This is a genomic window from Variovorax sucrosi (assembly GCF_051216635.1).
In the GTDB taxonomy this organism is placed as follows: domain Bacteria; phylum Pseudomonadota; class Gammaproteobacteria; order Burkholderiales; family Burkholderiaceae_C; genus Variovorax.
Window position 1 is genome coordinate 71,841 of record NZ_JBPJZU010000005.1, and the last position, 14,270, is coordinate 86,110.

General features: G+C 68.6%; 14 protein-coding genes. 9 read left to right on the top strand and 5 right to left on the bottom strand.

Features of this window, described 5'->3' with window-relative positions:
• The first annotated feature begins 121 nt into the window (after positions 1-121).
• Positions 122-1,009, top strand: a complete 888-nt coding sequence (locus ACSFBE_RS11165) for a gamma-glutamyl-gamma-aminobutyrate hydrolase family protein (protein ID WP_435490461.1) — start codon at positions 122-124, stop codon at positions 1,007-1,009.
• A 26-nt stretch (positions 1,010-1,035) separates the two neighbouring features.
• On the opposite strand, the gene ACSFBE_RS11170 is transcribed toward ACSFBE_RS11165, so the two are convergent.
• Positions 1,036-1,209, bottom strand: a complete 174-nt coding sequence (locus tag ACSFBE_RS11170; RefSeq protein ID WP_435490462.1) for a hypothetical protein — start codon at positions 1,207-1,209, stop codon at positions 1,036-1,038.
• Between the two features lie 16 nt (positions 1,210-1,225).
• Complete coding sequence (locus ACSFBE_RS11175; RefSeq protein ID WP_435490463.1) at positions 1,226-4,156, bottom strand: DNA topoisomerase III; 2,931 nt, start codon at positions 4,154-4,156, stop codon at positions 1,226-1,228.
• Between the two features lie 86 nt (positions 4,157-4,242).
• Here ACSFBE_RS11175 and ACSFBE_RS11180 point away from each other — a divergent pair, with 86 nt between their 5' ends.
• From ACSFBE_RS11180 to ACSFBE_RS11190, 3 genes are read left to right on the top strand one after another with little or no spacing between them, the layout of a single operon-like run.
• The gene (locus ACSFBE_RS11180; RefSeq protein ID WP_435490464.1) at positions 4,243-4,887 is read left to right on the top strand and encodes an SET domain-containing protein; all 645 of its coding nucleotides are present in this window, start codon (positions 4,243-4,245) and stop codon (positions 4,885-4,887) included.
• Positions 4,884-5,693, top strand: a complete 810-nt coding sequence (locus tag ACSFBE_RS11185; RefSeq protein ID WP_435490465.1) for a biotin--[acetyl-CoA-carboxylase] ligase — start codon at positions 4,884-4,886, stop codon at positions 5,691-5,693. The genes ACSFBE_RS11180 and ACSFBE_RS11185 overlap by 4 nt, the downstream gene beginning before the upstream one ends.
• Entirely contained in the window at positions 5,690-5,872 is a 183-nt protein-coding gene (locus ACSFBE_RS11190; RefSeq protein WP_435490466.1) for a sporulation protein, read from the top strand. Before ACSFBE_RS11185 ends, ACSFBE_RS11190 begins: the two co-directional genes overlap by 4 nt.
• 13 nt (positions 5,873-5,885) lie before the next feature.
• Here the strand turns inward: ACSFBE_RS11190 and ACSFBE_RS11195 are convergent, their stop codons facing one another.
• The 3 genes from ACSFBE_RS11195 to ACSFBE_RS11205 form a co-directional block, all read right to left on the bottom strand.
• Positions 5,886-7,316 carry a sensor histidine kinase gene (locus tag ACSFBE_RS11195; protein WP_435490467.1) on the bottom strand — a complete coding sequence of 477 codons (1,431 nt, stop codon included), beginning with the start codon at positions 7,314-7,316 and terminating at the stop codon, positions 5,886-5,888.
• A gap of 19 nt (positions 7,317-7,335) precedes the next feature.
• The gene (locus ACSFBE_RS11200) at positions 7,336-8,010 is read right to left on the bottom strand and encodes a response regulator (RefSeq protein ID WP_435490468.1); all 675 of its coding nucleotides are present in this window, start codon (positions 8,008-8,010) and stop codon (positions 7,336-7,338) included.
• 107 nt (positions 8,011-8,117) lie between these two features.
• Entirely contained in the window at positions 8,118-8,600 is a 483-nt protein-coding gene (locus ACSFBE_RS11205) for a MarR family winged helix-turn-helix transcriptional regulator (RefSeq protein WP_435490469.1), read from the bottom strand.
• 145 nt (positions 8,601-8,745) lie between these two features.
• Here ACSFBE_RS11205 and recA point away from each other — a divergent pair, with 145 nt between their 5' ends.
• From recA to ACSFBE_RS11230, 5 genes are all read left to right on the top strand, one after another.
• Positions 8,746-9,870: a recombinase RecA gene (recA, locus tag ACSFBE_RS11210; RefSeq protein ID WP_435490470.1), complete on the top strand. Its 1,125-nt coding sequence runs from the start codon at positions 8,746-8,748 to the stop codon at positions 9,868-9,870.
• Entirely contained in the window at positions 9,871-10,326 is a 456-nt protein-coding gene (gene recX / locus ACSFBE_RS11215) for a recombination regulator RecX (protein WP_435490471.1), read from the top strand. It begins immediately after the preceding gene.
• A gap of 140 nt (positions 10,327-10,466) precedes the next feature.
• Entirely contained in the window at positions 10,467-11,387 is a 921-nt protein-coding gene (locus tag ACSFBE_RS11220; protein WP_435490472.1) for a MurR/RpiR family transcriptional regulator, read from the top strand.
• Positions 11,384-12,325 (top strand): isoaspartyl peptidase/L-asparaginase family protein, encoded by a 942-nt coding sequence (locus ACSFBE_RS11225; RefSeq protein ID WP_435490473.1) that lies wholly within the window; start codon positions 11,384-11,386, stop codon positions 12,323-12,325. The genes ACSFBE_RS11220 and ACSFBE_RS11225 overlap by 4 nt, the downstream gene beginning before the upstream one ends.
• Before the next feature lie 11 nt (positions 12,326-12,336).
• Positions 12,337-14,238 (top strand): dipeptide ABC transporter ATP-binding protein, encoded by a 1,902-nt coding sequence (locus ACSFBE_RS11230; protein ID WP_435490474.1) that lies wholly within the window; start codon positions 12,337-12,339, stop codon positions 14,236-14,238.
• Positions 14,239-14,270: the final 32 nt, after the last annotated feature.

Below are 14,270 nucleotides of genomic sequence, written 5' to 3' on the forward strand. Positions count from 1 at the left end.
CGTCTGCGTGTGCGGTGTTGCGCGAAAGCATACTTGGCATGCCGTCCGACTCGCCGCGCGCGGACCGCGGCGCCACAATGGGTTCCCACTGTCTCCCCACCGCCTCGCCAGCGTTCCCGACATGCCACAGACCGTCGCCGGCCGCCTCAAGATCGGCCTTTCCGCCTGCTTTCAGCACGCCGACCCGACGCGCTCCCTGTTCACCAACAAGACGCTGCAGTATGTCGAGCAGTCGATCGCCCACTGGCTGATGTCGGCCGGCGCGATGGTGGTGATGGTGCCCTGCCCGACCGGCGAGACCGCCCGCGGCGACACCAAGCTGTCGCACTACGCCGAGTGGCTCGACGGGGTGGTGATGCACGGCGGCGCCGACGTCTGGCCAGGCAGCTACGGCGAGGTGCCGCTGCGCCAAGCCTGGGTCGGCGACCGCATCCGCGACCTCTACGACCTGGCGCTGGTCGAGGCCTTCGAGCAGGCCGGCAAGCCGATCTTCGGCGTCTGCCGCGGGTTGCAGCTCATCAACGTGGCCTTCGGCGGCACCTTGTTCCAGGACATCGAGACGCAGCACCCCCATGCGCTGCGCCACCGCGACCCGGTGAGCTACGACCAGAACTTCCACGACATCGTGATGGTCGAGGGCACGCTCCTGTCGCGGCTGTACCCGGGGGTGCAGCATGCGCGGGTCAACAGCATCCACCACCAGGGCATCAAGGACCTGGCGCCCGGTTTCGAGGTTGAGGCCTGGAGCTATCCGGACCATGTGCCGGAAGCGATCCGGCGGGTGAATGGCCGCGCCGGGCGCGGCTATATCGCCGCCACCCAGTGGCATCCGGAATTCCACCAGGCGGGCGGCACCATCAGCACGGTGGACGACACCGCCATCCTGAACGACTTCCTGGGCGCCTGCGCCGCCGCCCGGGTGCAGCCGCACCGTCCGCACCACGGCACACCCGGCAAGATCCGCGACCGCGCCGCACGCATGCTGCGCCAGGCGCTGCTGCGGCGCTGAGAACACGTTCGGGGCGCCGGCTGCGCCTAGCGCTTCGTGTCGGTCCGGCTCACGCCGGCGTCGATGGTGCCGAACACCTCGACGCCGCTGCGCGAGGTGCCCGTGGCCCGGTTGTCGCCGCCGGACAGGCCGCTGCAGCCCGAGGCCAGCAACGCGATCAGCAGCACGGGAACAAGCAACAGGCAGGTCGAAGTTTTCATGATCGGCTCCAGGGGTTCAACTGCTCAGGTGCTTGCCCACGATACCCGCCAGCTCGAACATCGTCACCTGGTCCTTGCCGAAAACGGGCTTGAGCTTGGCGTCGGCGTTGATGGCGCGCTTGTTGGCCGCATCCTGCAGGCCATTGGCCTTGATGTAGTCCCACAGCTTCTTGATGACCTCCGTGCGGGCCACCGGGTCGGCGCCGATCACCGCGGCCAGCGCCTCGCTCGGTTTCAGCCCGGCGCCCGGCTTGCGCGGCGCTTTCGGTGCTGCGGCCTTCTTGGCGGCGGGCGCCTTCGCCGCCGCGGTCTTCTTGGCCGCGACCTTCTTCGCCGGGGCGGCCTTGCCGAAGGTCTTGCGCGGCGGGAACTTGCTGCCGCCTTCGCGCGGCGCGAACTCGAAGGTCACCTTGCCCTCGTCCTTGTTCCACACCAGGAAGGCCTTGAAGGCACGGCGGGTGCGCATCGAGACGAACTTGTCGAGCAGGTCGGTCTTGCCGGTGGCCAGCAGCTTTTCCATCTGCGCGGGTTCCACCGGCTGCGTCAGGATGACCTTGCCGGTCTTGAAGGTGCAGCTCGGCGTCGGCTGCGCGTTCGTCGGCACCGACTTTTCGCAGACGTAGTTGGCGCCGTGCTCGAACACCGGCGCGCCGCAGATCGGGCAGGGGCCCAGCGTGTCCTGCGCGCCGAAGTCGACGATCTCGCCGCTGTCGGCGTCGTCGTCGCCGAAGTCGAACTCCAGCTTCCAGTTCTTGCTTTCCTCCTCGTCGTACTTGAGGATGATCTCGGCGGTGAAGGGCCAGCCTGCCTTGGAGCGGAAGCCTTCGAGCGGGCCGATGTGCTTGTTTGCGAGCAGATGCTCGGCCTCGACCACCTCGAAGGTGCGGCCAGCAGGTGACTTGCCGAAGGAGAAGCCGCACGGTTCCTGGCCCGGCTTGCCCGTGCAGGTGTAGCGGCGGTAGTTCTCCTTCACCACGCCGCCGCAGTTGGGGCAGGGTGTCGCGAGCGTCGCGTAGTCGCCGGGCACGGTGTCGCGGTCGTACTCCTTGGCCTTCTTGACGATGTGCTGCGTCATCTCGGCGATCTCGCGCATGAAGTCGGCGCGGCTGAGCGCGCCCTTTTCCATCTGCGCGAGCTTGTACTCCCACTCGCCGGTGAGCTCGGCCTTGGAGAGTTCCTCCACGCCCAGGCCGCGCAGCAGCGTCATCAGCTGGAAGGCCTTGGCCGTCGGGATCAGCTCGCGGCCTTCGCGCAGCATGTACTTCTCGGCGATCAGGCCTTCGATGGTGGCCGCGCGGGTGGCGGGCGTGCCCAGGCCCTTCTCCTGCATGGCCTCGCGCAGCTCGTCGTCGTCTATGGTCTTGCCGGCGCCTTCCATGGCCCCCAGCAGCGTCGCTTCGGAGTAGCGGGCCGGCGGGCGGGTCTTCAGGGCCTTCAGGTCGGCCGATTCGGTCTTCACCGTTTCGCCCGGCTTCACCACCACCAGGTTCTTGCCGTCCTTCTCGTCGTCGTCGTTGACGGCTTCCTTGCCCCAGATGGCGAGCCAGCCCGGCTTGACCAGCACCTTGCCGTCGCTGCGGAAGGGGTACTTCTTGCCGTTCGTCTCGACCGTGCTGATGCGGGTGGTCACCTGAAATTCAGCGCTCGGGAAGAACACCGACATGAAGCGGCGCACCACGAAGTCGTAGAGCTTCTGCTCGGCGTCGCTCAGGCCGCTCGGCGCCTGCAGCGTCGGGATGATGGCGAAGTGATCCGACACCTTGGCGTTGTCGAAGATGCGCTTGTTCGGCTTCACGTAGTTGCCGTCGACCGCCTGCTTGGCGAAGGGCGCCAGATGCTTCATGCCGCTGTCGGCGAGCATCTTCATCGTGTCCTTCACGACCGGCAGGTAGTCCTCGGGCAGTGCGCGCGAGTCGGTCCGCGGGTAGGTCAGCGCCTTGTGGCGCTCGTACAGGCTCTGGGCCAGCGCCAGCGTGGTCTTGGCCGAGAAGCCGAAGCGGCCGTTGGCCTCGCGCTGCAGCGAGGTCAGGTCGAACAGCATCGGCGAGGCCGAGGTGGTGGGCTTGCTTTCCTCGGTGACGGTGGCGGGTTTGCCGCGCGCGGCGTCGGCGATCTCGACGGCCTCGCGCTCGGTCCACACGCGGTCGGCCCGAATCTCGGGGTCCGCCACGCCGTCGGGGCCGGGCGGCGGCTTCTTGAAGCTGGCGTCGAACCACTTGCCCGGGTACTGCCCGGCCTCGGCCTGGAAGGCGCCGTGGACTTCCCAGTAGTCGCGGCTGACGAACTTGCGGATCTTCTCTTCGCGTTCGACCACCACCGACAGCGTGGGCGTCTGCACGCGGCCCACGGTCGTGAGGAAGAAACCGCCGTCGCGCGAATTGAAGGCCGTCATGGCGCGCGTGCCGTTGATGCCCACCAGCCAGTCCGCTTCGGAGCGCGAGCGCGCGGCGTCGGCCAGGCCCTGCATCTGCGCCTCGGTGCGCAGCGACTCGAAGCCGTCGCGGATCGCCTGTGGCGTCATCGACTGCAGCCAGAGGCGCCGGACCGGCTTGTTCAGCGGGCTCTTGCCGCCAGCGTACTGCTCGATCAGGCGAAAGATCAGCTCGCCCTCGCGGCCCGCGTCGCAGGCGTTGATGAGCTGGGTCACGTCCTTGCGCTTGGCCTGCTTCACCACCGCGTTCAGGCGCGTCTTGGTCTTGTCGACCGGCTTCAGGTCGAAGTGCGGCGGAATGACGGGCAGGTTGGCGAAGCTCCATTTGCCGCGCTTCACGTCGAATTCTTCCGGCGCCTGGATTTCGACCAGGTGGCCGACCGCGCTCGTCACGACGTACTGCTCGCTCTCGAAATACTCGTCGTGCTTCTCGAACTTGCCGGCCGTGGGCGTGAGGGCGCGGACGATGTCCTGCGCCACCGACGGCTTTTCTGCGATTACCAACGTCTTTGTCATCTGGGCTCTCTCTATACTTCCTAGCTCTCGCGTGCGTACACGCGCGCACGCACATGTGTGCACATTCAAACTATCAGACTTCGGCGATGCCTTCAAAAACCCCTCCGATCCGTGGCCGCCGCATCCAGACCCGCCGCTCGGGCGTCCATGGCAAGGGCGTGTTCGCCGCGCAGGACATCGCCGAGGGCGAAACGCTCATCGAGTACCTGGGCGAGGTGATCACCTGGAAGGAGGCGCTGCGCCGCCATCCGCACGACCCGGCCCAGCCGAACCACACCTTCTACTTCCACATCGATGACAAGCAGGTGATCGACGGCAAGGTCGAAGGCAACGCCGCCAAGTGGATCAACCATTCCTGCGACCCGAACTGCGAGGCCGACGAAGTCGACGGACGCATCTTCATCAAGGCGCTGCGCGACATCCCGGCCGGGCAAGAACTCAACTACGACTACGGGCTGGTCATCGACCTGCCCTACACGCCGGAGCTGCTGGCCGAGTTCCCCTGCTGGTGCGGCTCGGCCAGTTGCCGCGGCACGCTGCTCGCGCCGAAGGACGAGGACGAGAAGAAGGCCAAGAAGTCGAAGAAGCAGAAGAAGAAGGCCAAGGCCAAGAAGGCGGAAAAGAAAGCCGAAAAGAAGAAGGACGAGAAGAAGGCGGAGAAAAAAGCGGACAAGACGCTGCGCCGCAGCGCGTCGCCCGGTCTGGCCGTCGAGGCCGCGGCCCGGGTGTGACACGCGCCGTGGCCGAGCCGGGCTTCGACGACCAGATCGCTGCGGCAGTGGCGCCGCACTGCCCTGGCTTCGCGGTTGAGCGCGTCGACGAGATAGCCTCCACCAACACCGAGCTGATGCGCCGCGCCCGTGCCGGCACCCAGGCACCGGTGCTGCTGGTGGCCGAGCGCCAGACCGCTGGGCGCGGCCGCCTCGGCCGGCCGTGGCAGAGCGCCCAGCAGACCGCGCAACCGACCTCGCTGACCTTTTCGCTGGGTCTGCCGCTGGCGCCGAAGGATTGGTCCGGCCTGTCGCTGGCCGTCGGTGTCAGTGTGGCCGAGAGCCTCGACCCGACGGCTTCGGCGAACCTGCGCCTGAAGTGGCCGAACGACCTCTGGCTGAACGACCGCAAGCTTGGCGGCATCCTGATCGAGACGGCGGTGCCGCAGGGCGACGCGGGCCCGCGCTACGTGGTGATCGGCATCGGCCTGAATCTCGGCCCGCGCGAGGCGACGGGTCTCAGCACGGCACCAGCCTGGGTTCGCGAATGGCGCCCGGACGCGACGCCCGGCGAACTGCTGCGCGAAGTGGTGCCGCCGCTGGTCGCGACGGTGCAGGCCTTCGCCGAGCGCGGCTTCGCACCCTTCGCCGAACGCTTTGCGGCGCGCGACGCCCTGCGCGGGCGTGAGGTGCAGCTCAGCGATGGCACCGCCGGCCTGTGCGAAGGCGTGGGTTGGGACGGCGAACTGCGCGTGCAGACGGCCGCCGGGCTGCAGCGCATCACCAGTTCCGAAATCAGCGTGCGGCCGGGCCGTCTCTCGGCATGAAGACGCGCTGGCGCCTCCTCGCGGTGCTCCTGCTGGGGGCCAACCTGGGCTATTTCGCCTGGAGCCAGGGCGTCTTCGCCGCGCTGGGTTTTCAGCCGGCCCGTCTCAGCGAGCGCGAACCGCATCGCCTCGACCAGCAGGTGCGGCCCGAACTGCTGCAGATCAACAAGGCGCCCTGAGCGCGCTCAAGCCTCAAGCCTCGAGTTCGAAGCGCACGGTGACCCGCGTGCCCGGCGGCTGCTCGGCCGGATGCGCGTCTTCCAAATGCACGGTGGCGCCGTGCTGGCGTGCGATTTCACGCACGATCGGCAGCCCCAGGCCCGAACCGTCGACCTCGCTGCCGAGCACGCGGTAGAAGGGCTCGAAGACCAGGTCGCGGTCGGCCGCGGCGATGCCGGGACCGTTGTCTTCCACCTGCAACAGCACGATGCGACCGAAGGGGTCGGCCAACACGCGCGCCGTGACGATGCCGGTGCGTTCGAGGGCCGACGGCGTGTAGTTGAGGGCGTTGTCCACCAGGTTGCGCACCAGCTCCTTGAGCAGCGTGGTGTTGCCGCGCAGCATCACGCCGGCCGCGCCGGTCTCGGCGCCGTCGTAGCCCAGGTCGACCCGCTTCTCGATCGCTCGCGGCACCGCCTCGCGCACCACCTCGATGGTCAGCCGCGCCAGGTCGCAAGGCTGCCAGCCGAGCACCGCGCCGCTGCCCTCGGCCCGCGCCAGCGACAGCAGCTGGTTCACCGTGTGCGTGGCGCGCACGCTGGCACGGCCGATCTGCTTGAGCGACTGCTTCAGCTCCTCGGCGTTGGCGCCCTCGCGCTGGGCCAGGTCGGCCTGCATCCGCAGCCCTGCCAGGGGCGTCTTGAGCTGGTGCGCCGCGTCGGCCAGGAAGCGCTTCTGGGTCGCGATGGAGTCGCGCAGCTTGTTGAGCAGTTCGTTGACCGACGACACCAGCGGCACCACCTCCAGCGGCACCGCCGATTCGTCGAGCGGGCTCAGGTCGTCGGGCCGGCGCTCGCGGATGCGCGCTTCCACCACCGACAGCGGCTTGATGCCGCGCACCAGCGCCAGCCAGATCAGCAGCACCGCCAGCGGCAGGATGGCGAACTGCGGCAGCAGCACGCCCTTGATGATCTCGGTGGCCAGCACCGACTGCTTGGCGCGGGTCTCGGCCACCTGCACCAGCGCGGGCGGGCCGTCGGTCGTGGGAACCCAGAGCGAGCCGATGCGCACCGACTTGCCGCGCATCGTCGCATCGTGCAGGTAGACCACACCGGGCGCCGTCGGCTCGTCGGCATGCGGCGGCGGCACGTCGCGCTCGCCGCTGAGCAGTTCGCCGCGACCGTTGAGCACCTGGTAGTAGACGACGTCCATGTCGTCGCCGCGGAGGATCTCGCGCGCGGGCTGCGGCAGCGGCAACTGGAGCCGGCCGTCCTGCACGGTGAGCAGGCGCGCCAGCGTCTGCACGTTGTTCTCGAGCGCGCGGTCGAAGGGCGCGTTGGCGATGCCCTGCGCGACCAGCCAGGTGACGCCGATGCTGACCGGCACCAGCAGCAGCAGCGGCGTGAGCATCCAGTCGAGGATCTCGCCGAACAGGGAGCGCTGCGCGCGCTGGAACAGTTTCATGGGCGTGCGCAGGCGAGCTTCAATTGGCGATCTTCTCGAGGCAGTAGCCCAGGCCGCGGACGGTGGCGATGCGCACCGGCCCTTTCTCGATCTTCTTGCGCAGGCGGTGGATGTAGACCTCGATGGCGTTGATGCTGACCTCTTCGCCCCATTCGCACAGCCGCTCGACCAGTTGGTCCTTGCTGACCAGCCGGCCGGCGCGCTGCAGCAGCACCTCGAGCAGGCCGAGCTCGCGCGCCGACAGCTCGATCATCTTGCCGTCGATGGTGGCCACGCGGCCGGCTTGGTCGTACACCAGCGGGCCGTGCTTGATCGCGTTGCTGGTACCGCCCATGCCGCGGCGCGTGAGCGCACGCACCCGGGCTTCGAGTTCCTGCAGCGAGAAGGGCTTGGCCATGTAGTCGTCGGCCCCGTGGTCCAGCCCCTTGACGCGTTCTTCCACACTGTCGGCCGCGGTGAGCACCAGCACCGGCAGTTGCGAGCCGCGAGCGCGCAGGCGCTTGAGAATCTCGAGGCCGTGCATGTTGGGCAGGCCGAGATCGAGGATCAGCAGGTCGAACTCGCTGTTGGTCATCAGCGCGGCGTCGGCCTGCGTGCCGGTGGCGACGCGGTCCACCGCCGCGCCCGAGGTTCGCAGGCTGCGCAGCAGGGCGTCGGCCAGCACCTGGTCATCTTCTGCAATCAGGATCCGCATGAGCCACCTCCGGCTTGTGGGGCGCGTGTCGCGCTTTGCTTGTCTCCGCGGCGGATTCTAGGGGGCGGACCATCGCTGGCGCTTGTTCTGGCGCAGCTTCGCGTTGGTCAGCCGGCGTAGGCTTCGAGGCCGAGGGTCACCACGGTGGCGATCTCGTCCCCCACGCTGGCGCGGAACTCGCCTTCGGCCTGCGCCACCGCCTTGCGAAAAGCCTCCAGCCACGCGAGTCCGTCGGCGGTGAAGCGCACCCGCCGCGCCCGGGCGTCCAACGGGTCGGCTTCGCGGATCACGAGGCCCCAGGCTTCGCACTGGTCGACCAGCGTGCCCATGGCCTGCTTGGTCATGCCGGCGCGCTCGGCCAGCTCGGTCAGCCGGGAGCCGCCACGCGCGAGGTGCCGTGTGATGTGGATGTGCGCCGCACTCACCTGCGCCCGCGCCGCCAGGTTCGACAGCGCCAGCGGCACGTCGGCATCGTGCGCCATCAGCGCGAGCACGCGCTCGTCGAAGCGCCGCATCGCATGGCCGAGCAGGCGGCCCAGGTGGGTCTGGCGCCAGGCGTCCGGGTCGGTGGGGAACAGGGGCTCGGCCATGGCGCCAAATGGTAAAGCAAACTGACCATAAAACGGGTTTACTTCGAAGTATCGATCGCTACACTACTGTTCAAGCATCCAGGCCTGTGGTTAAAAGCAGCGGGATGTTCCATACACAACCTGTTGATATTCAAGGAGTTTTCTCATGGACGCACTCGTCAAGGGCAGCAGCATTTCGGTCCCGAACAGCGAAAAGGCCAAGGCCCTGCAGGCCGCGCTCGCGCAAATCGAAAAGCAGTTCGGCAAGGGCACGATCATGCGGCTGGGCGAGGGCGAGGCGCTGGAAGACGTGCAGGTCGTGTCGACCGGCTCGCTGGGCCTGGACATCGCGCTGGGCGTCGGCGGCCTGCCGCGCGGCCGGGTCATCGAGATCTACGGCCCGGAATCGTCCGGCAAGACCACGCTCACGCTGCAGGTCATCGCCGAGATGCAGAAGCAGGCCGGCACCTGCGCCTTCGTCGACGCCGAACACGCGCTCGACGTGCAGTACGCCCAGAAGCTCGGCGTCAACCTGTCCGACCTGCTGATCAGCCAGCCGGACACCGGCGAGCAGGCGCTTGAAATCGTCGATTCGCTGGTGCGCTCGGGCGCCGTCGACCTGATCGTCATCGACTCGGTCGCCGCGCTCACGCCCAAGGCCGAAATCGAAGGCGAAATGGGCGACTCGCTGCCCGGCCTGCAGGCCCGCCTGATGAGCCAGGCGCTGCGCAAGCTGACCGCCACGATCAAGAAGACCAACTGCATGGTCATCTTCATCAACCAGATCCGCATGAAGATCGGCGTGATGTTCGGCTCGCCCGAAACCACCACCGGCGGCAATGCGCTGAAGTTCTACGCCTCGGTGCGGCTGGACATCCGCCGCATCGGCACCATCAAGAAGGGTGACGAGGCGATCGGCAACGAGACCAAGGTGAAGGTCGTGAAGAACAAGGTGTCGCCCCCGTTCAAGACGGCCGAGTTCGACATCCTGTTCGGCGAGGGCATCAGCCGCGAGGGCGAGATCATCGACATGGGCGTGACCGCCAAGATCCTCGACAAGTCGGGTGCCTGGTACGCCTACAACGGCGAGAAGGTCGGCCAGGGCCGTGACAACGCACGCGAATTCCTGCGCGAGAACCCGGCGCTGTCGCGCGAGATCGAGAACAAGGTGCGCGAATCGCTGGGCATCCCGCTGCTGGCGGCCGAAGCCGGCTCGGAAGAAGCCAAGGCCGAAGTCGAGGCCAAGGCCAAGGCAGATGCCAAGGCCGCCAAGGCGGCAGCCAAGGAATAAGTGGGCTTTGCCGCGCCGTCGCTCAAGGGCCGCGCCCTGCGCCTGCTGAGCCAGCGCGAGCATTCGCGCGCTGAACTCGAGCGCAAGCTGGCAAAGTACGAGGAAGAGCCCGGCACGCTGGCCCAGGCGCTCGACGAACTGGCCGCGAAGGACTTCATCAGCGAGGCGCGCGTGGTGCAGTCGGTCGTGCACCAGCGCGCGCCGCGCATGGGCACCGCGCGCGTGCGGCAGGAACTGCAGCACAAGGGCATCGCGCCCGCGGCCATCGCGGAGGCCGTCGCTGGCCTGCGCGACACCGAGTTGGCGCGCGCCAGGGAGGTCTGGGCCCGCCGCTTCGAGGCTGCCCCGGCCATCGACGCGAAGGAGCGCGCACGACAGGCCCGCTTCCTGATGGCGCGCGGTTTCAGTGGCGAGATCGTCAGCAAGGTGCTGAATCCGAGCCGCCGCGACGCGTAGCGGCGGCGCGGCACTTCGGCGCCGACACTGCGGGTCCGGAACTTGCATCTTTGCGATGCAATGACCAAAAATTTTCTTCGTGGCTGTATATTTGTAATCAAATTTACTTTTTCGCCCACGAAGCGTGCACGCACCGCGGCATGACCCCGATTTTCTCGACACCAGGCACCACGGTGGCGCAACGCATTGCGCAGGAATTGCCGCGCCTGACGCGTTCGCATCGGCAGGTGGCCGACTACGTGCTCACGCATCCGCTGCAGGTCGCCACGCTGCCCATCGATGAGCTGGCGGTAGCGGCGGGCGTGTCGGTGGCGACGGCCAACCGCTTCGCGCGGGCGCTGGGCTACGAGGGCTACGCCAGCTTCCGGGCCGAGCTGGTACGGGGCTTCGAGCCGCTGATCGCGCCGGTCGAGCAACTGCGCGGCAATCTGGCACAGCCGTCGACCGTGGCGGAAGTCTTCGCGACGGCGCTGGAAGAGAGCCACCGCAACATCGAGGCGACGCGCCGCACGCTGGACTACGGCGCCTGCGAACGGGCGGTGCAGCACGTCCTCGATGCCCGGACGGTCTACATCGCCGGCTTCGGCGCCAGTGCCTGGCTCGCGGGCCTGCTGCACCACGGCCTGGACGCCTACTGCGCCGATCTGCGCCTGCTGCCCACGCCCAGCGGCGTGACCCACGGCGCCCGCTCCATCGCCCGCGGCACGTCGCGCGATCTGCTGATCGCCATCGGCTTCCCGCGCTACCTGACCGACACCGTCACGCTCGCGGGCATCGCGCGGGCGCACGGCGTGCGCGTGCTCGTGCTCACCGACCGACCGAGTTCCCCTCTGGCGCCGCTGGCCGACGTCGCGCTGTATGCGCAGACCGAAACCCGCTACCGTCCCAACTGCGAGACCAGTGCGCTGGCCGTGATCGAGGCGCTGACCAGCGCGGTCGCCTTGCGCACGCCGGGCGCCTTCCAACTCGCCGGCAGCGTGATGGAGTCGGTCGTGCCCTGGCTGCACGGCGCCCAAGGCCTGCGCGCGGCTGCGGCGGCACACAAGAAAGAGACACCATGAACAGCCCCCCCGTGATCGCCATCCATGGCGGCGCCGGCACCATCGCTGCCGCCGCACCGAATTCCGCCAGCGCTCAGCCCTACCGCGATGCCCTGCACGCCATCGTCTCCGCCGCCCAGGCTGCCTTGCTGCGCGGCGCGCCGGCGCTCGACGCCGTCTGCCTCGCCGTCGAGATGCTGGAAGACTGCCCGCTGTTCAACGCCGGCCACGGTGCGGTCTTCACGCACGACGAAACGCACGAGCTCGACGCCGCGGTGATGAACGGCGCCGACCTGCGTGCCGGCGCCATCGCAGGCGTGAGCCGCATCCGCCGCCCGGTGCGCGCCGCCCGCGCGGTGATGGAAGACGGCGCCCACGTGCTGCTGGCCGGCGCCGGCGCCGAGGCCTTCGCGCGCGAACGTGGGCTCGAGATGGTCGACCCGAGCTACTTCTCGACCGAAGCGCGCCGCCAGCAACTGCACCACGCCCGCGCCGGCGATCGCGTCTCGCTCGACCACGACGGCGCGCCGCTGGCCGAAGGCAGCAAGTTCGGCACCGTCGGTGCGGTCGCGCTCGATGTGCACGGCCACCTGGCCGCCGCCACGTCCACCGGCGGCATGACCAACAAGCGCGTCGGCCGCATCGGCGATTCGCCACTGATCGGTGCCGGCACCTACGCCGACGACGCCACCGCGGCGGTGTCGTGCACCGGCAGCGGCGAGATGTTCATGCGCGTGGTCGCGGCCTACGATGTCTGCGCGCGCATGCGCTATGGCGGCCAGACGCTGCAGCAGGCGACCGACGCCGTGGTCATGCAGGCACTGCCACCGATCGGCGGGCGCGGCGGCCTGATCGCGGTCGACCGGTTCGGCAACGTCTGCCTCCCCTTCAATACCGAGGGCATGTACCGCGCGCATGCCCGGGGCGCCGAAGCGCCCCACACTGCCATCCACCGTTGAAACGGGTCGCCATGTCTGCCGTCCTCACCGCACCACCGCCCGCTGTATCCGCTGTATCCGCTGCAGCCCTCACCCTGCCCGACAGCCATGTGCTGGCGGTCGACGACCTCAACGTCCGCTTCTCGACCTCGGAGCGCGTGGTCGACGCGGTGCGCCACCTGTCCTTTCACGTCGAACGCGGCGAGACGCTGGCCATCGTCGGCGAGTCGGGCTCGGGCAAGTCGGTGACCTCGCTGGCGCTGATGCGGCTGGTGGAATACGGTGGCGGCAGGATCATCGACGGCCGCATGGCCTTCCGCCGCCGCAACGGCCAGGTGCTCGACCTCGCACGCACATCGGACGCCTCGATGCGCGGCATTCGCGGCGCCGACATCGCGATGATCTTCCAGGAGCCGATGACCTCGCTGAACCCGGTGTTCACCGCCGGCGATCAGATTGCCGAGGCCATCGCGATCCACCAGCACAAGGACCGCGCCGCCGCGCGCGCCGAGGCGCTGCGCATGCTCGAACTGGTGCGCATTCCCGAAGCGAAGAACGTGCTCGACCGCTTTCCGCACCAGCTCTCGGGCGGCATGCGCCAGCGCGTGATGATCGCGATGGCGCTGTCGTGCAAGCCGTCGCTGCTGATCGCCGACGAGCCCACCACCGCGCTCGACGTCACCATCCAGGCACAGATCCTCCAGCTCATCCGCGAGCTGCAGACCGAGATGCAGATGGGCGTGCTCTTCATCACGCACGACATGGGCGTCGTGGCCGAGGTGGCCGACCGCGTGCTGGTGATGTACCGCGGCGACAAGGTCGAGGCCGACACCGCCACGCGCGTGTTCGCCGACCCGCGCCATCCCTACACGCGCGCCCTGCTGTCGGCCGTGCCGCAGCTGGGGGCCATGCGCGGCACCGACCTGCCCGCCAAGTTCGAGTTGCTGCGGGTCGACGGCGACGCGGCGCCGTCGGCAGCCGTGCCGCAGGACACCGTGCGCGCCGACCAGCCGCCCATCCTGCGCGTGAAGGACCTGGTCACGCGCTTCGACCTGCGCAGCGGCATCCTCGGCCGTGTCACGCGCCGCGTGCATGCGGTGGAGAAACTCAGCTTCGACCTGCACGCGGGCGAGACGCTGGCACTGGTCGGCGAATCGGGCTGCGGCAAGTCGACCACCGGCCGGTCGCTGCTGCGCCTGGTCGAGAGCCAGCGCGGCGCGATTGAATTCAACGGCCGCAACATCCTCGAACTGCCGAAGAAGGATGTGCAGGCGCTGCGCCGCGACATCCAGTTCATCTTCCAGGACCCGTTCGCCTCGCTCGACCCGCGGGTGACGGTGGGCTACTCGATCATGGAGCCGCTGCTGGTGCACGGCATCGCGAGCGGCGATGCCGCGCAGCAGCGCGTGCGCTGGCTGCTCGAGAAGGTGGGCCTGCCGGCCGACCATGCGCAGCGCTACCCGCACGAGTTCTCGGGCGGCCAGCGGCAGCGCATCGCCATTGCGCGTGCGCTCGCGCTCAACCCCAAGGTCGTAGTGGCCGATGAGTCAGTGTCGGCGCTCGACGTGTCGATCCAGGCGCAGATCGTCAACCTGCTGCTCGACCTGCAGCGCGAGCTGGGCGTGGCCTTTCTCTTCATCTCGCACGACATGGCGGTGGTGGAGCGCGTGAGCCACCGCGTGGCCGTGATGTACCTGGGCCAGATCGTCGAGATCGGCCCGCGCCGCGCCATCTTCGAGAACCCGCAGCACGACTACACCAAGCGCCTGATGGCCGCGGTGCCGGTGGCCGACCCGACGCGTCGCCACATCGGCCGCACGCTGCAGAAGGGCGAGATCCCGAGCCCGGTGCATCCGGTGGGCTACGAGCCCGACGTGCAGCCGCTGGTCGAGGTCGGCCCCGGCCACTTCGTCGCGCGGCATTTGGTCGTCTGATCCGTTCCATTTTCTTTTTTCGATCCCCACCC